Origin of the sequence: Nocardioides campestrisoli (assembly GCF_013624435.2) — a bacterium.
Lineage (GTDB): Bacteria > Actinomycetota > Actinomycetes > Propionibacteriales > Nocardioidaceae > Nocardioides > Nocardioides campestrisoli.
In genome coordinates this window covers 2,690,688-2,712,200 of the sequence record NZ_CP061768.1, presented here as the reverse complement: position 1 = coordinate 2,712,200, position 21,513 = coordinate 2,690,688, and the positions used below count along the sequence as shown (strand labels likewise).

The following is a 21,513-nucleotide window of genomic DNA, read 5'->3' as shown; positions in this document are numbered from 1 at the left end:
AGAGACAGATGGGCGAGTTCGTCAACCTCGAGGTGTCCGACGGTGTGGGGACGATCCGGCTGGACCGTCCGAAGATGAACGCCCTCAACATGGTCGTGCAGGAGGAGATCCGTGCGGCTGCCCAGGAGGCGACCGACCGCGACGACGTGAAGGCCGTGGTGGTGTGGGGCGGCGAGCGCGTCTTCGCCGCCGGCGCCGACGTCAAGGAGATGGCCGAGATGTCGCACACCGACATGGTCAAGCGCTCCGGCGGCCTGCAGTCGGCGATCTCCGCCGTGGCGCGGATCCCGAAGCCTGTCGTGGCCGCCATCACCGGCTATGCGCTGGGCGGCGGGTGCGAGCTCGCGCTCTGTGCCGACGTGCGGTTCGCCGCCGACAACGCGGTCCTGGGTCAGCCCGAGATCCTGCTCGGGATCATCCCCGGCGCCGGGGGCACGCAGCGGCTCGCCCGTCTGGTGGGTCCGGCCAAGGCGAAGGACCTGATCTTCACCGGGCGGTTCGTCAACGCGGACGAGGCCCTGGCGATCGGGCTGGTCGACCGCCTGGTCCCCGCGGACCAGGTGTACGCCGAGGCCGTCGCGTGGGCCTCCCAGTTCTCGAAGGGCGCGACCTTCGCGCTGCGCGCCGCCAAGGAGAGCATCGACCGAGGGCTCGAGGTCGACCTGGAGACCGGGCTGGAGATCGAGCGCCAGCAGTTCGCCGCCCTCTTCGCGACCGAGGACCGTAGCCTCGGCATGGGGTCCTTCGTTGAGCGTGGTCCGGGCAAGGCCGAGTTCGTCGGCCGCTGAGGACCGACGAGAGGAACCCGCGTGACCGAGGGCAACGGGCTGGACCGGCGCGTCCCACGGGTGCGTCAGCGGCTGGGCCTGCTGGTCTGGCTGGTGTGCGCGACCTGTGCGCTGGTCCTGGCCCTCGGCGCGTTGCTGGTCGCCCTCGAGGCGGACCAGCGCCTCGTCCTGGTGGACGCCGTGACGTCGGGGGCCGCCATGGTCGACCTGGCGGTCTTCGACGCCGGCTCCGGGGTGGTGCAGTTCACCGGGGAGGACGCGGCGGTCAAGAACGCCCTGGTCAACTGGGGCCTGGCCGCCGCCGTGTGGCTGCTGCTGGGCCGACTGCTGGACGGTCTGCTCAGCCGATGAGGTGGCCGGGAGCCCGGGGTCGGCGGCCGAGAGTCCTTTTCTGAGGACCTTGGTCCCGTGACGCGCGCCACGTTTGGCAACGGGCCCATGCGTGATTAGAGTCACCCGAAGTTACGGGAGGGTAACCGGACTCCCGTCCTCAACGCCTTTGGGAGGCACCCACATGCACCAGTCTGTTATTCGCCGCACCCTCGCCGCCGGCGCGTCCGCCGCCGTCGCAGTCACCGGCCTGGCCGCCTTCGCGGCCCCGGCCAGCGCCCAGAGCGCTCCCATCACCTTCAACTGCAACCTGTACGGGGGGCTTCTCACCTCGCAGTTCACGGCCGTTGCCGACACGAACGTGCCGGCCACCGTCGCGACCGGGTCGAGCACGGCGATCGACTTCACCGCCACCATCACGGTCCCCGTGGAGACCGCGACGACGGCCCGCGCCCTGGGTAGCAGCGTCTCCGGGACCGCGAAGACGGCCACCACGATCGACGGCGCCGCGGCGCCGGCCACGGCCACCTTCTCGCAGTCCACGGGTACCTCGGGTCCGCTCGAGATCAAGGTCGCGGGCAAGGGCGACGCCCCCTACGTGGCGGCGACCGCGGGCACCAAGGCGATCAAGCTGGCCGGCTTCACGGCCACGCTGGCGCTGAAGAACGACGCGGGCACCGTCACCGAGGTCCCGGTCGACTGCACGGCCGTGTCGGGCGCCGACACCACCGTCGACACCTTCACGGTGGCCGACGGCGCGACCCCGCCGCCGCCGCCCGCGGCCGAGGTCCAGGCGACCAAGACCAAGGCGACCGCGACGTACAAGAAGAAGGCCAAGAAGGCCGTCGTCAAGGTCTCCGTGGCCAACGCTGACGGCACCGCCGCCGCCGGCGACGTCAAGGTCGTGATGAAGAAGGGCAAGAAGAAGTTCAAGTCCACCGTGACCCTGAACGCCAAGGGCAAGGGCAAGGCCGCCTTCAAGAAGGTCGCCCCGGGCAAGTACAAGCTGACCGTGAAGTACACGGGCAGCGACGCGTCGAAGAAGTCGCAGAAGAAGAGCAACGTCAAGATCAAGTGATCTGACTGATCCAGGCCCCGTCCCCGGTTCTCCGGGGGCGGGGCCTGCTGCTTTCCCGACGGCATCGGACGGTGCGGCCGAGCCCCTGACGACGTCGTGGCGGCGCGCTCAGGTGCATAACCGAGCGTTGCCCGCTTGTCATCAGATTTTGGTAATCGGTCCATTTCTGTGATGGAGGTCTCGTCAACGGAGCGCGATGTGGCTAGTGTCACAGCCGAGTTACGGTCGAGTAACCTACCGACTCGTAACGGATTCCTTGGGAGGGAAAACACATGCGGAACCGTTCCTTCAAGCGCCCCATGGCGCTGGCTGCCTCGGCAGCCATCACCACGGCCGGACTGGTCGCGTTCGCGCCCAGCGCCACCGCCGTGAGTGCCGAGCTCAGGTTCGACTGCCAGACCGCGGCCGGTGCCTCGGTGTTCACCAACGTCACCGACACCGACCTGCCCGCCTCGGTGCCGTTCGGCAAGACCGTGCCGGTCAACGTCACCTCCAAGGTGACCGTGCCGGAGAACACCGTCCAGCTGCTCCGTCTTCTCGGTGCGACCACCGTGCAGGGGACCTCCGTGAGCGAGTCCACCCTGAACGGCAGCCCGCTGACGACGACCGTCAACGTGCCGACCACCCAGGTGGGCACCGCCGGCGCGCTGGTCGTCAACGCCGCGGGCAAGGGCGCCGACTTCACCGCCAGCAAGCTGGGTGCGAACACCCTCGCGCTGGTCCGCTACACCTCGACCCTGCGTTACCTGAAGGCGGACGGCACCGAGCTGTCGATCGGCAGCGGCACCCCGGTGCCCTGCGAGCCGCAGCCCGGTCAGAACATGACCATCGACACCGTTGAGGTGGTCCAGGCCACCACCACGACCGCGCTGGCGATCGCCGGCAAGACCGCCACCGCCACCATCACCTCCAACGGCGGCACCCCCGCCGGCTCGGTGGACTTCGTGGTCAACGGTCAGACCGTCAACGGCACGGTCTCCGGCGGCAAGGCCACCGCGACCCTGCCCGACCTGCCGGCCGGGTCCTACACCGTGACCGCCAACTTCAAGCCGGCCAACGCCGAGGGCTACAAGGCCAGCAGCGGCACCGCGTCCTACCAGGGCACCGTGACCCCCACGCCGACCCCGACGCCTACCCCGACGCCGACGCCGACCCCGACGCCGACCCCCACGCCGACGCCGACCCCCACCCCCACGGTGACGCCGACGCCGACCCCGACGCCGACCCCCACCCCCACGGTGACGCCGACGCCGACCCCGACGCCGACCCCGACGGTCACCCCGACCCCGACGCCCGACCCGATCGGTGACTTCTTCGCCAACCTGCTCAAGCTCCTGAAGAAGATCGGCTGCAAGATCTTCAAGTGCTGATCAGCACCTGAAGGAGCGACACCGCCCCGAGATGCGGTGTGAGAGACCCCATCGTGGACCTCCGTCCACGGTGGGGTCTCGTGCTTGGTAACCTCGCGAACACATTCGAGTGCACAGGAGGGGCCCCCGGGCCACACACCATGAACATTGTTGTCTGTGTGAAATACGTCCCCGATGCAACCGCTGACCGCCACTTCGAGGGCGACAACACCGTCGACCGCGTGGGCGTCGACGGTCTGCTGTCCGAGCTCGACGAGTACGCCGTCGAGCAGGCCCTTCAGATCAAGGAGAAGGCCGGCGACGACGTCGAGGTCACGGCGCTCTGCGTCGGCCCGGAGAAGGCGGTCGACGCGGTCCGCAAGGCTCTCCAGATGGGCGCCGACAAGGGCGTCCACGTGGTCGACGACGCGATCGCCGGATCCGACGCCATCGCCACCTCGCTGGTGCTGGCCAAGGCCGTCGAGAAGATCGGCCCCGCCGACCTCGTCATGTGCGGCATGGCCTCCACCGACGGCGCGATGAGCGTCGTGCCGGCCATGCTGGCCGAGCGGCTCAACCTCCCGCAGGTGACCCAGGCCTCCGTCGTGGAGACCCAGGGCGACCAGGTGCGGATCAAGCGCGACGGCGACTCCGCCACCGAGGTGATCGGCGGCACCATGCCGCTGGTGCTCTCGGTGACCGACCAGTCCGGCGAGGCTCGCTACCCGTCCTTCAAGGGGATCATGGCGGCCAAGAAGAAGCCGCTCGAGACGTTCAACCTGAGCGACCTGGGTGTCGACGCCGGCGAGGTCGGCCTCTCCGTCGCCTGGTCCGCGGTCGAGGAGACCAACGCCCGCCCGCCGCGCACCGCCGGCGAGATCGTCACCGACGAGGACGGCTCCGGCGCCAAGGCGCTGACCGACTTCCTCGCCTCGAAGAAGTTCATCTGAGGAGCTGAGCCATGTCTGAAGTTCTCGTTGTCGTCGACCACGTCGACGGTGCGGTCAAGAAGCCGACCTACGAGCTGCTCACCCTCGCCGCGCGCCTCGGTGAGCCGTCCGCGGTCTTCATCGGCAGCGCCGACCAGGGTGCCCAGGTCGCCGAGGCGGTCAAGAAGTTCGGTGCGGAGAAGGTCTACGTCGTCGACGACGCCCAGATCAAGGGCTACCTCGTCGCGCCGAAGGCCGAGGCCCTGCAGCAGCTGGTCGAGAAGACCTCGCCTGCCGCGGTGCTGATCCCGTCCACCGTCGAGGGCAAGGAGGTGGCGGCTCGCCTGGCGATCAAGACCCAGTCCGGGCTGATCACCGACGCCGTCGACGTCCAGGAGGGCCCGGTCACCACCCAGTCGGTCTTCGCGGGCAACTACACCGTGACCGCGAAGGTCACCAAGGGCACGCCCATCATCACGGTGAAGCCGAACTCAGCCGCTCCCGAGGAGAAGGCCGGCGCCGGCGCGGTCGAGGAGTTCGCCGCGACGATCTCCGACGCCGCCAAGTCCGCCCAGATCGTGGCCTCGCAGCCGCGGCAGGCGACCGGCCGCCCCGAGCTCACCGAGGCCGCGATCGTGGTCTCCGGTGGTCGTGGCACCGGTGGCGACTTCGAGCCGGTGGAGAACTTCGCCGACGCTCTCGGTGCAGCGGTCGGCGCCTCGCGTGCCGCCGTCGACTCCGGCTGGAAGCCGCACACCTTCCAGGTGGGCCAGACCGGCAAGACCGTCTCGCCGCAGCTCTACGTGGCGGCCGGCATCTCCGGGGCGATCCAGCACCGCGCCGGCATGCAGACCTCCAAGACCATCGTGGCGGTCAACAAGGACGAGGAGGCCCCCCTCTTCGAGCTGGTCGACTTCGGTGTCGTGGGCGACCTGCACTCGGTCCTCCCGGCGGCCACCGAGCAGATCAACGCCCGCAAGGGCTGAGCACCAGACGCTCGACGTACGACGCCCCGCCACCTTCGGGTGGCGGGGCGTCGTGCCGTTCCGGGGACTGTGGACCTCAGGGGGTCGTGGCCTCCTCCCGGACCTGCCCGACCGGGGGCACCTTGACCGTCCGGGCGCCCGGACGTCCGCCCAGGTGCAGTCGGCGCAGGCTCACGTTGTCGGTGGTGTCGTGCTCCACCAGCCGGCCCGACGGGTTCGCCTCGACCGCGATCCAGTACCAGCCGTTGGGCAGGTCCTCGATCCGGAACGCCTGGCCGGCCCGGAACTGGGCGTAGGTGTCGCCCGAGCCCGAGGCCAGGACCTCGCGGATGGCCAGGGAGCCCGGGTCGCCGCACGCGGTGCTGAGGTCAGTGCCCTCGGGCTGCCAGTCGGCGCCCGGCACGGTGTAGTCGATCGCGTCGGTGTTGGCCAGGCAGAAGGAGACCTTGCCGGAGGTGGCGGCCTGCGACCCGTCGGCCCGCAGCAGCCGGTAGCGCGCGAAGTCCTGGAAGTGCCAGTGCTGGTGGTTGGCGCCGTGGAAGAGCATCTCCCCGACCACCTGGTGCCCGACCTGCTCGCCCTCAGGGTCGAAGAAGTACTGGTAGGCGTCCATCACGTCACCCCGGCCCCGCCGGAAGCCGTCGACGACCAGCGGGGAGTCCCCGGCGTTCCACACCGTGGCGGAGAACCGGAGGTGGGTGCTCTTGGCGTTCAGCTCGATCCCGAAGGCGGGCAGCGAGCGCAGGTCCGGCCGCGGGCCGTCGGCCCGTCCGGCCGACTCGGTGGTCGGCGCCGAGGCGGCCGGCCCCGCGAGGAGCTTGCCGACGCCCGGGGAAATCGCCCGCCTCGGTGCGTCGCCGTGGCGGTGCGTGTGCCCGTCCGCCTGGGTGACGGTCAGCCTCGTGGACAGGGAGCGATCCTCCGCGGCGAGCCCGAAGGCGTCCGCCCAGCGCGGGTTGACCTGCACGCCCACGTCGTACCGTCCCGGGGACAGGCGCAGTGGCCGGAAGTCCCAGGCCAGCGGGGCCGCCCAGCCTGCCTGGATCCCTTGCACGGACCCGACCGTGAACGCGTTCATCGGGCAGCCGAAGGGGTAGGGCGACGTGGCCGGGGCGTCCGGGCGGGCTCGTTCGCCCCCGTTGTTGAAGCAGACGTCCATCCGGCGGGTCTTCACCACCCGGCCGCGGCGGTCCCGGTACTCGACCTTGAGGAAGTTCGTCAGGCCGCTGAAGTCCCGCTGCAGTCCCGGCGGCAGGGTGCCGCCGAGCGGGCCGGCGCTCCACGTGCCGGTGAGCGGCGACTTCCAGTCCGCCCGGTGGCTGCGTACCTCGACCGGGTGCGCGCCCGCGACCGCGCGGACGCCCAGGTCCAGCCACACCCGGCCGCCCGGCCCTTCCGCGGTGGCGCTGAGCCTGCGCGGGATCCACAGACGGAACGGCGGCTCCTGCTCCACGCCCTGCCGGGCGGTGCCGCCCTCGTCCCTCGCCCCGTCGGCGCCCGCGCCGGCCGTGGCGGTGCCGCCAGGTGCCAGCAGCACCACGGCGCAGCCGGCCAGGGCCGTGCCCAGCGCGGTCAGTCGTCGCCGCATCGTCGTCCTCATTCGTTCCCCTGATCGCTGAGGCGCGCGCCGGGACGGTTCGCCCGGTGTCCGCCGCCGGCAGGTGCCGGTCCGCTCATCATGGCGGCGGTCCTAGGCTGAGCGCCATGAGCAAGGCCGACGAGATCCACGACGAGATCCGCCAGGTGGCGCTGCGCGCCCGCGAAGCGAGCCACGACCTGGCCCTGGCCACCCGGGAGACCAAGGACCGGGCGCTCCGCGCCATGGCGGCCGCGCTGGAGGCGCGAGCCTCCGAGGTGCTGAGCGCCAACGGCGAGGACGTGACGCGGGCAGGGGCGCAGGGCGTGCCGGACAACATCGTCGACCGGCTCCGGCTCGACCGAGGCCGGCTCGGCGCGATGGCCCAGGGACTTCGCGACGTCGCGGGGCTGCCCGACCCGGTGGGGGAGGTGGTGCGCGGCGGCACGCTGGCCAACGGCCTGGAGCTCCGGCAGGTCAGGGTCCCGTTCGGCGTGGTGGGGATGATCTACGAGGCGCGGCCCAACGTCACCGCGGACGCCGCAGGCATCTGCCTCAAGGCGGGCAACGCGGTCCTGCTGCGGGGCTCCTCCAGCGCGCGCTCCTCGAACGCCGCCATCGTGGCGGTCCTGCGCGACGCCCTGGCCCAGGAGGGACTGCCGGCCGACTCCGTGCAGCTGGTGCCGGGGGAGAGCCACGACAGCGTCAAGGCACTGATGCGGGCCCGTGGCCTGGTCGACGTGCTCATCCCTCGGGGCGGCGCCGGGCTGATCCGCTCGGTGGTGGAGGAGTCCACGGTCCCGGTGATCGAGACGGGGACCGGCAACTGCCACGTCTACGTGGACCGGGCCGCGGACCTGGACCGGGCGCTGGCCATCGTGCTGAACTCCAAGACGCACCGCACCAGCGTGTGCAACGCCGCGGAGTCGCTGCTGGTGCACCGCGAGGTGGCGGGGGAGTTCCTCCCGCGGGTGGTCGAGGCGCTCCAGGCGGCCGGCGTGACCATCCACGGGGACGAGGCGTTCGCGGGGCACGACGGGGTCGTGGCCGCGACCGACGAGGACCACGCCGCGGAGTACCTGTCGCTGGACATCTCGGCGCGCGTGGTCGACTCCCTCGACGAGGCTGTGGAGCACATCCGCCGGTTCTCCACCGGCCACAGCGACGCGATCGTCACCGACGACCTGGAGGCGTCCCGGAGGTTCGTGGCCCGGGTGGACTCGGCCGCCGTGCTGGTCAACGCCTCGACCCGGTTCACCGACGGCGGAGAGTTCGGGTTCGGTGCCGAAATCGGCATCAGCACCCAGAAGCTGCACGCCCGGGGGCCCATGGGGCTGCCGGAGATGACCTCGACCAAGTACGTGGTGACCGGCGCGGGGCACGTGCGGTGACGGCCCGGAACCGGGGACGGTAGGATCGCCGCCATGTTCTTGAACGACCTGATCATGGCCGCGTCCGAGCACGGCGAGCCCGGCATCAACCCCATCTGGATCGGGGTCGTGACCCTGGTGATCCTGCTCGGGCTGCTGGGTGCTCTGCTCGCCTTCGGCGCGGGACGCGAGCACAGCTGAACGTGGGGCGGTCTCGCCGGGTCGGGGTGATGGGCGGGACGTTCGACCCCGTCCACCACGGGCACCTGGTGGCTGCCTCGGAGGTCCAGTCCTGGTACGGCCTGGACGAGGTCATCTTCGTCCCCACCGGGGACCCCTGGCAGAAGTCCGAGCGGGCCGTGTCGCCCGCCGAGCACCGCTACCTGATGACGGTCATCGCGACCGCCTCCAACCCACGGTTCCGCGTCTCCCGGGTCGACATCGACCGGGAGGGGCCGACGTACACCATCGACACGCTCCGCGACCTGCACGCCGAGCTGCCGGACGCCGAGCTCTACTTCATCACCGGCGCGGACGCCCTGGCCGACATCTTCACCTGGCGTGACGCCGACGAGCTCTTCTCGCTGGCCAGCTTCGTCGGGTGCACCCGCCCCGGCTACGAGATGGACGCCAAGACGCTGGCCGCCATCCCCGCGGACCGGGTCGAGATGGTCGAGATCCCCGCGCTGGCCATCTCCTCGACCGACTGCCGCCGCCGCACCGGCCGCGGCGAGCCGGTCTGGTACCTGGTGCCGGACGGCGTCGTCCAGTACATCGCCAAGCACCACCTCTACACCTCGCAGCCCGACCCGGGTCTCTCCGAGGTCCCGCCGCACAAGGAGTCCTCGTGACCGCCACCGACCACGCCCAGCAGCTCGCCCGCACCGCCGCGGTCGCGGCGTCCGACAAGCTGGCCACCCAGATCATCGCCTTCGACGTGAGCGAGCAGCTCGCGATCACCGACATCTTCCTGATCGCCTCGGCGAGCAACGACCGCCAGGTGCGGGCCGTGGTCGACGAGGTGGAGCGGAAGCTGCGCGAGGACGGCGCGAAGCCGATCCGTCGCGAGGGCGAGCGGGACGGCCGCTGGGTCCTGCTGGACTACGGCGACATCGTCGTGCACGTGCAGCACGAGGAGGAGCGCGCCTTCTACGCCCTCGAGCGGCTGTGGCGCGACTGCCCGGCCATCGACCTCGGAGACCTGGGCAACGCCGCCGGCCACGTGGACCGCACCAGCCGCGAGGACCGCGACGAGCAGGTCGACCAGGGGCCCCTCGACGGTGCCTGAGCCGCGCACGCTGCTGCTGCTGCGGCACGGGCGGACGGCGTACAACGCGGCCAAGCGGATCCAGGGCCAGCGGGACGTCCCGCTGGACGCCACGGGGGAGTCCCAGGCCGCCCGGGCGGCCGCTGTGCTCGCTGCCATGGAGCCGACGTTCGTCCGGACCTCCGACCTGGCGCGCGCCCGCGTGACCGCCGAGCAGGTCGCCGGGGCGGCGGGTCTGCCGGTGCTCGCCGACGCGAGGCTCCGCGAGTTCGACCTGGGGGAGCGGACGGGCTGGACGCACGACCAGTACGCCGAGGCGTGCCCCGAGGAGTTCGCCCGCTTCCGTGCGGGGGAGTACGACGTGGCTCCCGGCTCGGAGACGGTGTCGACCCTCTTGGGGCGCACCCTGCCCGCACTCGACGAGGCCCTGGCCCAGGTGCCGGCCGGCGGGCTCGGGATCGTGGTCTCGCACGGGGCCGCGCTGCGCGTCTCGGTCGCGGAGTGGGTGGGCCTGCCCCGTGGGTCGGCGATGGCGTTCGGGGCGCTCGGCAACTGCCACTGGGCCCTGGTGCAGGACGCTCCGGCAGGCGGTGGAGCTCCCGCGCCGCAGCGTCTGGTGGCATGGAACCGACACGCCTGAACGGTCGGGAGGACCCCGGATTTCGCATCCGCCGAGGCATTGGCTAAAGTTCTCGCGTTGCCACCGCACCGGTGGAAACGATGGGGCTGTGGCGCAGCTGGTAGCGCATCTGCATGGCATGCAGAGGGTCAGGGGTTCGAGTCCCCTCAGCTCCACAACACAGAGTCGGCGGTCTCCCTGCGGGGAGGCCGCCGATTCGCATTTCTCCCTGGTCGGCCCGGGCTGATCACGCGGACACGAAAGAACCCGACGGCCGAGGCCGTCGGGTTCTTTCGTCGTCCCAGGGCTGGCCCGTCAGGACCGCGCGGGCTCCAGGTCGCGGGCTGTCCCCGGGTCGTCCGCGGGCTCCGGCGCCGGGGAGCGCTCGGCAAGCCGGCCCGGGACGAACCGGTGGCCGGTCGCCACGGCTCCGAGGTAGAAGGCGACCAGAGCGATCGCGATGCCGCCGAGGTCGTCGCCGATGTAGTGCCAGCCGAAGTAGAGGGTGGCCACGACGGTGAGCCCGAAGTTCACCCAGAACACCACCCGGATCGCCCGGCTGCGCACGGTGTACTGGACCATCAGCGCCCACAGCAGCGCGATCGCGGTGTGCAGGCTCGCGAACCCGGCCACGCCCTGGTAGTCGGCGTCGGCCCACAGGAAGCCGTGCCTGGCGTAGACCAGGGAGTCCATCAGGTCGGAGGCGCCAGTGGTCGTCAGATCGCTGACCAGCGAGGGGTACATGATGCCCGGGCCCAGGGTCGGGAGCATGTAGTAGGAGACCGTGCCCAGCGTCCAGGCGATGCCCTGAGCGGTCACGAACCACCAGCCGTAGCCGATGTTGTTCGACCAGACGAGCCAGACGGTGACCAGGATCGCGACGAGCGGGATGTAGGCCAGGTAGACGGCAGACAGGACGTGTGCCGACAGGTCGGTCCCGAGGAGGTCGTGCAGAAGGCTCGCGGGATCTTCGCCGAAGAGCATCGCGCGGTCCAGCACCCGCAGCTCGCGGTCGTACTTGACGTCGCGCAGCAGCGGGAGCAGCGACTTGAGGTTCCGGTAGCTGACGTAGATCACGTAGAAGCAGGAGATGCCGAGGACGACCAGCTTGAGCCGGGCGCCCGTCCAGTGCGTGCGCACGCGCTCGCGGACCGCGGCGACCGTCCGGCGCGGACGCAGCCGCCCCTGCCACAGCGCACGCGGCACCAGGTCCAGGATGATCGCGCCGCCGCACAGGACCGGCAGCCGCACCCACGACGGGCCGAGGAAGCTCCCCTCCGGGTCGGCGATCGGCTGGTCGAGCGCCACGCTGGCCACCAGGGCCGTCACTCCGATCACCACGGCGAGGACCACCAGCAGGAGGTAGTCGCGTCGCCAGCCGGCGCCGTCTCTGGTCGGCGCCACCAACTGGCTCACTGCTGCTCCTTGCGATCGTGCTGAACGGTCGGCAGCGAAGATACCTGGGAGCCCCCAGTGGCTCGTGACCCGCTGCGCGCTCACCTCCCTCAGGGCACACTGAACCCGGGACGTCCTCGTCCCCGGCACCCCGCAGCGACCGCCGAGTCGCAGGTGCCGTCGAGCAGGGGGGTGCGCGATGGGTGACCAGGAGCTCTCGGAGCGGGTCCGTCTCCAGCGGCAGCAGCTGCCGGCGCTGTACGCCGTGCTGGACCCCGACCACGTGCCGGAGCGGCTGGCGCTGTCCCTCGAGGACCCCAGCGACCTGGACGACGTACGAGGCGCCGACCGTGCGGAGCTCCTCGCCGACGCCGAGCTCGTCGACCTGATGGTGACGGCGACCCGGCTCGGCGACGTGGTGGCGGACTCCTACGCCAGCCTGCTCCCCGAGCTGGGGATGCGTCGCCTCGTCTCCATGCTGCGCACCGCGTGCCAGGAAGGGCTGGACGCCGTCGACGACGCGCCCGAGGAGCTGCGCCGGTTCATCGAGGCGATGGAGGCCACCCCTGACTGGGTCGACGTCGACCAGGTGCGCGAGGGTGCCCGCTGGGAGCGGATCGACGCCGCGCTGCTCACCCCGTTCGTGATCCGAGGCGCCTTCCTGGCGACCTTCCTCAACGCGTACGCCGCCCTGCCGATGGCGCTGACCGGCACCCTGACCGGCGAGACCTCCGCACGGCGGGTCAAGGAGACGGCGTCGTTCTTCGGCGCGACCGTGCTGCCCGGGGGCACCGACCGTCACGGTCCCGGCTTCGAGGCGGCCGCAATGGTGCGGCTGATGCACTCGGCCGTCCGGGTGCACGCCGTCCGTTCCGGCAAGTGGAACCACAAGACCCACGGGCTGCCCATCCCGCAGGTGGACCAGATGCCTGCCGGGCTGATCAACAGCTTCCTGATCTCGGTCAAGGCGGTCCGCCAGGGCCGGGACACCTTCGACGAGCGCGAGCGGGCGATGATCGAGCTCGCGCGCTACCGGTGCTTCCTGCTCGGCCTGCCGCCCGAGCTGCTGCCGCTGGACCCGCACGGGGTGATCCGGGTCTTCAAGGCCCGGGCCGCCACCCTGCGCAGCGCCTTCGACGACGAGACCTGCGGCGCCCTGGTCCGCTCCACCCTGGCGGCGAGGCTGCATCCCGACGCCGGGCCCTGGGGGAGGGTGGCCGAGAGGTTCGAGCGCAGCTTCGCCACCATCACCTTCGTCCGCGCCTTCCTCCAGGGAGACTTCGACCGGGCCGCCCGGATGGGCGTACGGGTCTCGCGGGCCGACCAGTGGCGCGCGGTCCCGATGCTCCCGTACCTGCTCGGTCGGGTCCTGCTGGTGCGTCGCCTCTCCCGGGTCCCCGGGCTGGAGCGGCTCGTCGACCGGTACGTCGTCGCCCTCCTGCAGCGGCGGCTCCGCGGCTACGGCCACCCGGAGTACACCGCCCGCGTGGGCTGAGGGCGCACCGTGCGAGTCCGGACGCGTCACATGCGCGCGGCCCCGGACCTGATCGCCTCGCGGATCCGCGGGTAGGTGCCGCACCGGCAGATGTTGCGGATCCCGTCGAGGTCCGCGTCGGTGATGGCGCGCCCCTCCGCCGCGACCCGGCGTACCAGGGCGACGGCGGTCATGATCTGGCCCGGCTGGCAGTAGCCGCACTGAGCGACGTCCTGCTCCAGCCACGCCTCCTGCATCGGGTGCAGATCGGCGCCGACGGTGGCCGGCAGCCCCTCGATCGTGGTCACCTCGTCGGCCGGTGAGAGGTCGGAGACCGGGATGGCGCAGGGGTTCACCGCCTTGCCGTTGAGGTGGCTGGTGCAGGCCTTGCAGACGTTGATGCCGCACCCGTACTTCGGGCCGGTGACGCCGAGCAGGTCGCGCAGCACCCACAACAGGCGGACGTCGTCCTCGACCTCGACGGTGATCTGCTCGCCGTTGAGGCGGAAGGTGTGCTCAGGCATGGGATGGCTTCCTCACTGGGCCCAGGTCAGGCCGTCGGTGGGCGAGGCCGGGACCGGGGGGACGGTCGGCTTGGGCTCGAAGGACAGTGTCTGGTGGTTGATCGGGAAGTCGGTGGGCATCGTCCCGGTCGCCCGCCCGTAGGCGCAGGCCACGGCGGCCGCGGAGGCGGCGACCCCGAGCTCGCCGGCGCCGCCGGGCTTGTCGCGGGTCGAGGGCATCACGACGACCTGGATGTCGGGCGGGGTGTTCCACTGCCGGGTGTAGAAGTAGTTGTCCCAGCTGGCTTCGAGGAAGTGTCCGTCGCGCAGGTGCAGGCTCGAGGTCAGCGTGAGCGCGATGCCGTCCATCAGGCAGCCCAGCATCTGCGCCTCCAGGCCCTTGGGGTTCACCACCCGCCCGACGTCCACGGCGACCACCGCGCGGGTGACCCGCGGGCCGGTCACCGCGTCGCGGATCCGGCGCCCGGTGGTCTCGGGACGGGTGTCGAGCTCGACCAGCACCGCGTTCATCGAGTGGTACTCGCCGTGGAAGGAGATCCCCTGGGCGACGCCCGGGGGCAGCGACCGTCCCCAGCCCCCCACCTCGGCGACCTTGTCGAGGACCGCACGCGCACGGGCGTCGCGCAGGAAGCTGCGCCGGAACCGGTAGGGGTCCTGGCCGAGCTTGCGCGCGAGCTGGTCGACGACGAGCTCGCGGGCGCAGACCATGTCGGGGGAGTAGACGTTGCGCATGCTGCCGGTGTTGAAGCCGTTGTCGGTCTCCCGGAGCTGCCGGGTGCTGGCGCCGAAGTTGTAGGGCATGTTCTGCGAGAGCTGGAAGAACGTCTGGGAGAACGCGACGTCGCCCACCGGCAGGCTCGCCGCGAGCGCGGTGATCACCTCGCCCAGACCGTGCCCCAGGTCGGTGGAGACGCTGGTGTGCAGCTGGCGGAAGCTGAGCACCTTGCCGGCGAGGTGGGTGGCGCGCACCCGGGACGTGGCCATCGGGTGGGTCCGGCCCTGGCGCGAGTCGTCGGCCCGGTGCCACATCAGCTTCACCGGCTTGCGGAACAGCCGGGAGGCCTCGGCCGCCTCGAGCGCGGCGTCGAAGAAGAGCTTGCGGCCGAACGAGCCACCGCCCTCGGTGACGTGCACGGCCACCGCGCTCGGAGCCAGGCCGAGCCGTGCCGCGATCGCCTTCTTCGCCACGATCGGGGACTTCAGCGACGACCAGATCTCCGCCCGGTCGGGACGGACGTCGGCGACGGCGCAGTTGGTCTCCAGGGCGCTGTTGCTGCGGAACCGGAAGGTGAAGGTGGCCTCCACCGACGGGACGAGGGGGCGCAGGCCCATCGGGGCCTCGGCCCGTCGCAGCTCCCGGAGCACGTCGTCGTCCGACTTGCCCTCGGCGGTCCCCGGCTTCCACGAGACCTCCAGGGCCCGGACCGCGTCGATGCACTGGCCGAAGGTCCGGGCCCGTACGGCAACCCCGGTGGAGACCACGCCGACGTCGGAGACCCCGGGCATGGCCCGGACCTGGGCGAGGTTGCCGACGCCCGCGACCTTGCCGTTGATGGTGGGCGCCCGGCAGATCATCGTGGGCCAGGCGTCCGGCACCTGCAGGTCCATGGCGAACTGCTTGCGCCCGGTCACCGCGGCGAGGGCGTCGACCCTGGTCCGGGGGGTGCCGATGACGGTGAACTCGTCCTCGTCCTTGAGGGTCACCGCGACCCGCACGGTGTCGAGGGTGGCGGCGCGCTCGGCGAGGGCGCCGATGTCCACCCGGGCGAGGCCGTCGGTCACCGCGCCGTCGACCAGTCGCAGGCGACCGACGTCGACGCCGAGCTCCTGCGCACCGGCCCGAAGCAGGCGGGTCCGGGCGACGGCGGCGGCCACCCGGATCGGGGTGTAGGTGGCGATCGTGGTGTTGGAGGCACCGGTGAGCTGGTTGAAGAGCAGCTCGGGTCGCGCGTCGGCCAGGCCGACCCGGACCCGGTCCAGCGGGACCCCCAGCTCCTCGGCGATCAGCATCGCCGAGGAGGTGGTGATGCCCTGGCCCACCTCGGCCCGGGGCAGGGCGAACGAGACGGTTCCGTCGGCGTGCACCTCGACGGTGATCAGCTGCGAGGTCGGCAGCGCCGCCACGGTCATCAGGTCGTTGAGGTCGGCGATCTCGGTGATCTCCGGCGACGGCAGCCCGGCGGTGGCGACCCGGCCGGAGGCGGGGGCCGTCAGCCCCAGCTCGGCCGCGGCCACCAGCGTCGGCGCGGCGACGACGTACCCGACGAAGTGGCGACGGGAGAGGGGGGCGGCGCGGTGGGGCTCGGGCACTCGACTGCTCCTCCTGGATGGCTGCATGTGTCGCAGGTCACGCACAGCAGACCAGACGACGGCGGCGGACGCCACCCCCCCGGGGTCGTCCCGGGGCCTCCCCGGGGCCGGCCCTGATCTCGGCGGCGGACGGGAACCGATGGGGCTGCTGCGTGGTTGAGTGGAGTGAGGGTGGGCACGAGCGTCCGCCCAGGAGAAGGAGGAAGAGGAGGAATGGACGACTACGCCGCACCGAGAACCGTCATCTCGCCCGGCCAGGAGCGGACCTGGGGCGCTGCGGCCCACGTGGTCCCGCTGGTGGCGATGGTGCTCTCCGCCGGGACGCTGGGGTTCCTCGGCTCCCTGGTGATCTACCTGCTCTACAAGGACCGCGGCCCGTTCGTCCGCGCCAACGCGGCGAACTCGGTCAACGTCCAGATCGTCACCGCCATCGTGCTGCTGATCTCGATCCCGCTGTTCTTCGTGCTGATCGGCTTCATCACCTACCCGCTGGCCCTGCTCTACGCGATCGTCATGCACCTGATCGGCATGGTGAAGGCCAACCGGGGGGAGTGGTGGCAGCCGCCGATGACTCCGCGGTTCGTCAGGTAGTCACGGCGCAGCGCGGCTCGGCCGGGAGGAGGAGTAGGATGACGCTCATGCGTACCGCCCTCCTTCTTGGCCAGCCGCGCTGATCTGCACGATCATCGCGGCCACCCTCCCTGCCCGGAGGGTTTTTTTGTGCCTTGCAGGAGCCGACCAGGAGACATGATGAGCGAGCAGCCGACCCCCCCGTCCGACCAGCGCGAGGAGCGCGAAGAGCGCGAGAACTCCTACGACGTGGCCTCGGTCGAGGCCAAGTGGCGCGGTGTGTGGGACGAGTTGCAGCCCTTCAAGGCCGACGACGAGGCGGTGGCCTCGGGGCGCAAGGAGAAGCGCTACGCGCTGACGATGTTCCCCTACCCCAGTGGTGACCTGCACATGGGTCACGCCGAGGTGACCGCGCTGCACGACGTGATCGCCCGCTACTGGTGGCAGCGCGGGTACGAGGTGCTCAACCCGATGGGTTGGGACTCCTTCGGCCTGCCCGCGGAGAACGCCGCCATCCGCAACGACGCCCACCCCGCCGACTACACCTACGGCAACATCGCCACCCAGCTGGAGTCGTTCCAGCGGTACGCGGTGAGCTTCGACTGGTCGCGGCGCTTCAACACCTCCGACCCCAGCTACTACCGGTGGACGCAGTGGCTGTTCCTGAAGTTCCACGAGAAGGGCCTGGCGTACCGGAAGAACTCTCCGGTCAACTGGTGCCCCCAGGACCAGACCGTGCTGGCCAACGAGCAGGTCGTGGACGGGGCGTGCGAGCGCTGCGGCGCCGAGGTGACCAAGCGCGAGCTGACCCAGTGGTACTTCCGCACCACCGCCTACGCCCAGGAGCTGCTGGACGCGCTCGACGACCTGCAGCCGACCTGGTCGGACAAGGTGATCAACGCCCAGCGCAACTGGATCGGCCGCTCCGAGGGCGCGCACGTGACGTTCACCGTCGAGACCGCCGAGGGCGCGCGCGACCTGGAGGTCTACACCACCCGGCCGGACACGCTGTACGGCGCGACCTTCATGGTCGTGGCCGCGGACGCCGCGCTGGCTGCCGAGATCGTCGCGCCCGAGCGCCGGGAGGCGCTGGAGGACTACCTGGCGCAGGTGCGCAAGGCCAGCGACATCGACCGGCTGGCCACGGACCGCCCGAAGACCGGCGTCGACCTGGGCGTCACCGCGACCAATCCGGTCTCCGGCGAGCAGGTGCCGGTCTGGGCCAGCGACTACGTGCTGGCCGACTACGGCACCGGCGCGATCATGGCCGTGCCCGCGCACGACCAGCGCGACCTGGACTTCGCCCGGGCGATGGGGCTGCCCGTGCGCCGGGTGATCGACACCGGCGAGGAGAACCCCGAGGAGTCGGGCGTCGCCACCACCGGGAACGGCACCTACGTCAACTCCGGTCCGCTGGACGGCCTGACCGACAAGGCCACCGGGATCCGGACCATCATCGAGCGGCTCGAGGCCGAGGGTCGCGGCTCCGGGGCGGTCAACTTCCGCCTCCGCGACTGGCTGCTCTCCCGTCAGCGCTACTGGGGCGCGCCCATCCCGATCATCCACTGCCCGGTCGACGGCGAGGTGCCGGTGCCCGAGGACCAGCTGCCGGTGGAGCTGCCGGAGCTGCGCGGAGCCGACCTGAAGCCCAAGGGCAGCTCGCCGCTGGGCGCGGCCGCCGACTGGATGCACGTGACCTGCCCGCGGTGCGGCGGCCCGGCGACCCGCGACACCGACACGATGGACACCTTCGTCGACTCCTCGTGGTACTTCCTGCGCTACGTCTCCCCGCACGACGACACCCAGGCCTTCGACACCCGGCTGGCCGACATGTGGGGCCCGGTCGACCTGTACGTCGGCGGCGACGAGCACGCCGTGCTTCACCTGCTCTACGCCCGGTTCTTCACCAAGGCGCTGCGCGACATGGGCCTGGTCTCCTGGGACGAGCCGTTCTCGGCGTACCTGTCCCAGGGCAAGGTGATCAACAACGGCCGCAAGATGAGCAAGTCGCTGGGCAACGGCGTCAGCCTGGGCGAGCAGCTGGAGCTCTACGGGGTGGACGCGGTGCGGCTGACCCTGGTCTTCGCCAGCCCGCCCGAGGACAACATCGACTGGGCGGACGTCTCGCCCGGCGGTGCGCTGAAGTTCCTGCAGCGTGCCTGGCGGCTCAGCGGCGACGTCGCCAGCGAGGTCGGCAGCGACCCCGCCGCCGGGGACCTGGGGCTGCGGCGGGTCACCCACAAGACGCTGCGCGAGGCCGAGAACCTGGTGGAGAACCACCGGTTCAACGTGATGGTCGCGCGCACCATGGAGCTGGTCAACGCCACCCGCAAGGTGATCGACGCCGGCGCGGGGCCCGCCGACCCGGCGGTCCGCGAGGCGGTCGAGGCGGTCGCCATCCTGCTCTCGCTGGTCGCGCCGTACACGGCCGAGGAGATGTGGGAGCGGCTGGGCCACGAGCCCACCGTGGCGCGTGCCGGCTGGCCGACCGTCGACGAGGCGCTGCTGGTCGACGAGACCGTCACCGCGGTGGTCCAGGTGCAGGGGAAGGTCAAGGCGCGGCTCGAGGTCGCGCCCGACGTCTCCGAGGCCGACCTGGAGGCGGCGGCGATGGCCGACGAGGCCGTCGTCCGGGCCATCGACGGGCGCCCCGTGCGCAAGGTGGTCGTCCGGGCGCCCAAGCTGGTCAACATCGTCGTCTAGGAGTGCTCGTGGGCACCGGACGGTCCGCGGCGGTCGCGCCCGCAACCGTCCGGTGCCGACTTCGCTAGCCTTCGGTCCGTGCCCGGTACCGTGATCGTCACCGACTCCACCGCCAGCCTGTCGCCGGAGGTGGCGGCCGCCCACGGCATCGTGGTGGTCCCGCTCCAGGTCGTCATCGGGGCCCAGGTCCACGACGAGGGCTCGGACGGTGCCACGCCGGAGATGGTGGCGGGCGCGCTGCGCGACTTCGTCCCGGTCTCGACCTCGCGTCCGGCGCCCGCCCGGCTGCTGGAGATCTACGAGGAGCTCGCGGCCGGCGGTGCGGAGTCGATCGTCTCGATCCACCTCTCGGGCGAGATGAGCGGCACCTTCGAGTCAGCCCAGCTCGCGGCCGCGCGCGCCTCGGTCCCGGTGATCCCGGTCGACAGCCGGCAGGTCTCGGCCGCCACCGGGTTCGCCGCGCTCGCGGCCGCCGAGGTGGCGGCGGCCGGCGGCAGCGCCGAGGAGGCGGCGGAGGCCGCGCGGCGCCGTGCCGCGGCTGCCCACTCCTACTTCTACGTCGACACCTTGGAGTATCTGCGGCGCGGGGGCCGGATCGGCGCGGCGGCCGCCCTGCTCGGCGGGGCCCTGTCGGTCAAGCCGCTGCTGGAGATCCGGGAGGGTCACGTGGCCTCCCTGGAGCGGGTGCGTACGGCGGGCCGCGCCCTCCAGCGTCTCGAGGACCTGGCGGTCGCCGCGGCCCAGGAGCGCCCGGTCGACGTCTGCGTGGCCCACCTGGCGAGCCCCGAGCGGGCCGCCCAGCTGGCCGACCGGCTGCGGCAGCGCCTCGCCGACCAGCTCGAGGGCCGGGACATCTGGTGCACCGAGCTGGGCGCCGTCCTGGGCGCCCACGTGGGCCCCGGCATGGTGGCCGCGGCGGTCTCGCCCCGGGAGTGAGGTCGCTGGCGGGTCCGCCGACCGGGGACGCGACGTCACCCGGGGTCTGTGCGGAACCGGCGTTCTCCACAGGTCGGCGTCGGCCCCGCACGCGGCGGCCGCGAGTTCCCTAACGTCGGAGCATGCGATCGCGCCGCCCCCATCCCGAGCACGAGCAGGCGGTGGCGCGACGCCTGGCCCTGCTCTCCGCCGAGCTCGCGTCGGTCCGGGCCGAGCACGAGGTGCCCGCCGCCCCGGGGACTGAGGACAGGACGGGGGACGGGCCGGGGGAGCCGGTGGCCGTCTCCGATTCCGGTGCCTGGCCCTGGGACGAGTACACCCGGGTGCGGAGCGCGGCCACGCACCCCGGCGCGGACCCCGGATCCCAGCCCGGGGTGGACCTCGGGCCCGACCTGGCAGTCGACGGGGCTGCCGGATCGCAGTGGGGCGCGGGGCCCGGTGCCGGGGTCGCCCCGGCGAGACCGGGGCTGGTGCTCCCGGTGCCGGGACGGCACGCGGCCCGGCGGGGCCTGGGCAGGGGACTGCTCCTCCCCGGCCTGCGGGGGAGCGTCGCGCTGAGACCTGCACACCTGACCGTGGTGGCGGTGCTGGCGGTCGTGGCGCTGGGGTGGACGACGTGGTGGGTGGTCTCGGGCGAGCCCGAGTCCACCGTCCTGCCGGTGCCCGCCGGGGACACCAGCCCGGTGGCGGCTCCGTCCACGACTGCGTCCACGGCTCAGGCGCCGGGCCCGGGTTCCCCGGGAACCGGTGTCCCGTCCGCCCAGGCCGGCCCCGCAGGCGCCGCCTCCGGGGCTTCAGGTGGTGGCCCGGCCGCCGAGGTGGTGGTCGACGTGGCGGGCAAGGTGCGTCGCCCCGGTCTCGCGGTGCTGCCGGTGGGGTCCCGCGTCGCCGACGCCCTCGCCGCGGTCGGAGGTGCCCGGCCGGGCGTGGACCTCACCAGCCTCAACCTGGCGCGGGTCCTGGTGGACGGGGAGCAGCTGCTGGTCGGGGTCGACGTCGCGGCGGGACCGGCAGGTCCGGTCGGGTCGCCTCCTGCTGGCGGCCCGGCCCCGTCGCCCGGCGGCCTGGTCAACCTGAACACCGCCGACGAGGCGTTGCTGGACACGCTGCCGGGGGTCGGGCCGGTGACGGCGGCGGCCATCGTCGCCTGGCGCAGCGAGCACGGAGGCTTCAGCGCGGTGGACCAGCTGCTGGACGTCAACGGCATCGGCGAGGTGACGCTGTCCGAGCTGACCCCGCTCGTCACCGTCTGAGCGTGCCGGCGCTGGAGCGGAGCGGCCGTAGACCCGGGGAGCAGGAGCAGTCGCGA

The 21,513-nt window shown here is 72.0% G+C and carries 20 protein-coding genes and 1 tRNA gene; 17 read left to right on the top strand and 4 right to left on the bottom strand.

What is annotated here, in order from left to right; translation table 11 throughout:
* Positions 1-8: 8 nt before the first annotated feature.
* The 6 genes from H8838_RS12745 to H8838_RS12720 all read left to right on the top strand — a co-directional run bounded on the left by H8838_RS12745 (position 9) and on the right by H8838_RS12720 (position 5,460).
* Complete coding sequence (locus tag H8838_RS12745; protein WP_185995832.1) at positions 9-788, top strand: enoyl-CoA hydratase/isomerase family protein; 780 nt, start codon at positions 9-11, stop codon at positions 786-788.
* Positions 789-809: 21 nt separating this feature from the next.
* Positions 810-1,139 (top strand): hypothetical protein, encoded by a 330-nt coding sequence (locus H8838_RS12740; RefSeq protein WP_185995833.1) that lies wholly within the window; start codon positions 810-812, stop codon positions 1,137-1,139.
* A gap of 163 nt (positions 1,140-1,302) precedes the next feature.
* Positions 1,303-2,196 (top strand): hypothetical protein, encoded by an 894-nt coding sequence (locus tag H8838_RS12735; RefSeq protein ID WP_185995834.1) that lies wholly within the window; start codon positions 1,303-1,305, stop codon positions 2,194-2,196.
* Positions 2,197-2,468: 272 nt separating this feature from the next.
* Positions 2,469-3,566 carry an Ig-like domain-containing protein gene (locus H8838_RS12730; RefSeq protein ID WP_181312804.1) on the top strand — a complete coding sequence of 366 codons (1,098 nt, stop codon included), beginning with the start codon at positions 2,469-2,471 and terminating at the stop codon, positions 3,564-3,566.
* A 158-nt stretch (positions 3,567-3,724) separates the two neighbouring features.
* Complete coding sequence (locus H8838_RS12725) at positions 3,725-4,495, top strand: electron transfer flavoprotein subunit beta/FixA family protein (RefSeq protein ID WP_224766115.1); 771 nt, start codon at positions 3,725-3,727, stop codon at positions 4,493-4,495.
* 11 nt (positions 4,496-4,506) lie between these two features.
* Positions 4,507-5,460 (top strand): electron transfer flavoprotein subunit alpha/FixB family protein, encoded by a 954-nt coding sequence (locus H8838_RS12720; protein ID WP_181312802.1) that lies wholly within the window; start codon positions 4,507-4,509, stop codon positions 5,458-5,460.
* 76 nt (positions 5,461-5,536) lie between these two features.
* Here the strand turns inward: H8838_RS12720 and H8838_RS12715 are convergent, their stop codons facing one another.
* A complete protein-coding gene (locus H8838_RS12715) occupies positions 5,537-7,048 on the bottom strand; it encodes a lysyl oxidase family protein (RefSeq protein ID WP_185995835.1) in 1,512 nt (503 codons plus the stop codon).
* A gap of 116 nt (positions 7,049-7,164) precedes the next feature.
* Here H8838_RS12715 and H8838_RS12710 point away from each other — a divergent pair, with 116 nt between their 5' ends.
* The 6 genes from H8838_RS12710 to H8838_RS12685 all read left to right on the top strand — a co-directional run bounded on the left by H8838_RS12710 (position 7,165) and on the right by H8838_RS12685 (position 10,468).
* Positions 7,165-8,427, top strand: coding sequence for a glutamate-5-semialdehyde dehydrogenase (locus tag H8838_RS12710; protein WP_185995836.1), 1,263 nt, complete (start codon positions 7,165-7,167; stop codon positions 8,425-8,427).
* A gap of 33 nt (positions 8,428-8,460) precedes the next feature.
* Positions 8,461-8,607, top strand: a complete 147-nt coding sequence (locus tag H8838_RS12705; RefSeq protein ID WP_181312916.1) for a hypothetical protein — start codon at positions 8,461-8,463, stop codon at positions 8,605-8,607.
* 2 nt (positions 8,608-8,609) lie between these two features.
* Positions 8,610-9,257: a nicotinate-nucleotide adenylyltransferase gene (nadD, locus tag H8838_RS12700; RefSeq protein ID WP_224766114.1), complete on the top strand. Its 648-nt coding sequence runs from the start codon at positions 8,610-8,612 to the stop codon at positions 9,255-9,257.
* The gene (rsfS, locus tag H8838_RS12695) at positions 9,254-9,694 is read left to right on the top strand and encodes a ribosome silencing factor (RefSeq protein WP_181312799.1); all 441 of its coding nucleotides are present in this window, start codon (positions 9,254-9,256) and stop codon (positions 9,692-9,694) included. Before nadD ends, rsfS begins: the two co-directional genes overlap by 4 nt.
* Entirely contained in the window at positions 9,687-10,313 is a 627-nt protein-coding gene (locus tag H8838_RS12690) for a histidine phosphatase family protein (RefSeq protein WP_185995837.1), read from the top strand. Before rsfS ends, H8838_RS12690 begins: the two co-directional genes overlap by 8 nt.
* Before the next feature lie 82 nt (positions 10,314-10,395).
* Positions 10,396-10,468: transfer RNA gene (locus H8838_RS12685), tRNA-Ala, on the top strand.
* Between the two features lie 139 nt (positions 10,469-10,607).
* On the opposite strand, the gene H8838_RS12680 is transcribed toward H8838_RS12685, so the two are convergent.
* A complete protein-coding gene (locus H8838_RS12680; RefSeq protein ID WP_224766113.1) occupies positions 10,608-11,708 on the bottom strand; it encodes a phosphatase PAP2 family protein in 1,101 nt (366 codons plus the stop codon).
* A 178-nt stretch (positions 11,709-11,886) separates the two neighbouring features.
* On the opposite strand from H8838_RS12680, the gene H8838_RS12675 reads away from it, so the two are divergent.
* Positions 11,887-13,182, top strand: coding sequence for an oxygenase MpaB family protein (locus H8838_RS12675; RefSeq protein ID WP_185995838.1), 1,296 nt, complete (start codon positions 11,887-11,889; stop codon positions 13,180-13,182).
* A 26-nt stretch (positions 13,183-13,208) separates the two neighbouring features.
* Here H8838_RS12675 and H8838_RS12670 read toward each other — a convergent pair whose 3' ends face one another.
* Positions 13,209-13,685: a (2Fe-2S)-binding protein gene (locus tag H8838_RS12670; RefSeq protein ID WP_181312796.1), complete on the bottom strand. Its 477-nt coding sequence runs from the start codon at positions 13,683-13,685 to the stop codon at positions 13,209-13,211.
* A 12-nt stretch (positions 13,686-13,697) separates the two neighbouring features.
* Complete coding sequence (locus H8838_RS12665; RefSeq protein WP_224766112.1) at positions 13,698-15,995, bottom strand: molybdopterin cofactor-binding domain-containing protein; 2,298 nt, start codon at positions 15,993-15,995, stop codon at positions 13,698-13,700.
* Positions 15,996-16,208: 213 nt separating this feature from the next.
* Here H8838_RS12665 and H8838_RS12660 point away from each other — a divergent pair, with 213 nt between their 5' ends.
* The 4 genes from H8838_RS12660 (at position 16,209) to H8838_RS12645 (ending at position 21,457) form a co-directional block, all read left to right on the top strand.
* Positions 16,209-16,586, top strand: a complete 378-nt coding sequence (locus H8838_RS12660; protein ID WP_181312794.1) for a DUF4870 domain-containing protein — start codon at positions 16,209-16,211, stop codon at positions 16,584-16,586.
* A gap of 159 nt (positions 16,587-16,745) precedes the next feature.
* A complete protein-coding gene (gene leuS / locus H8838_RS12655) occupies positions 16,746-19,268 on the top strand; it encodes a leucine--tRNA ligase (protein ID WP_224766111.1) in 2,523 nt (840 codons plus the stop codon).
* 78 nt (positions 19,269-19,346) lie between these two features.
* On the top strand, positions 19,347-20,204 hold the full coding sequence (locus H8838_RS12650; protein ID WP_181312792.1) for a DegV family protein: 858 nt from the start codon (positions 19,347-19,349) through the stop codon (positions 20,202-20,204).
* Positions 20,205-20,326: 122 nt separating this feature from the next.
* Positions 20,327-21,457: a ComEA family DNA-binding protein gene (locus H8838_RS12645; RefSeq protein ID WP_185995841.1), complete on the top strand. Its 1,131-nt coding sequence runs from the start codon at positions 20,327-20,329 to the stop codon at positions 21,455-21,457.
* The last annotated feature ends 56 nt before the right edge of the window (positions 21,458-21,513 follow it).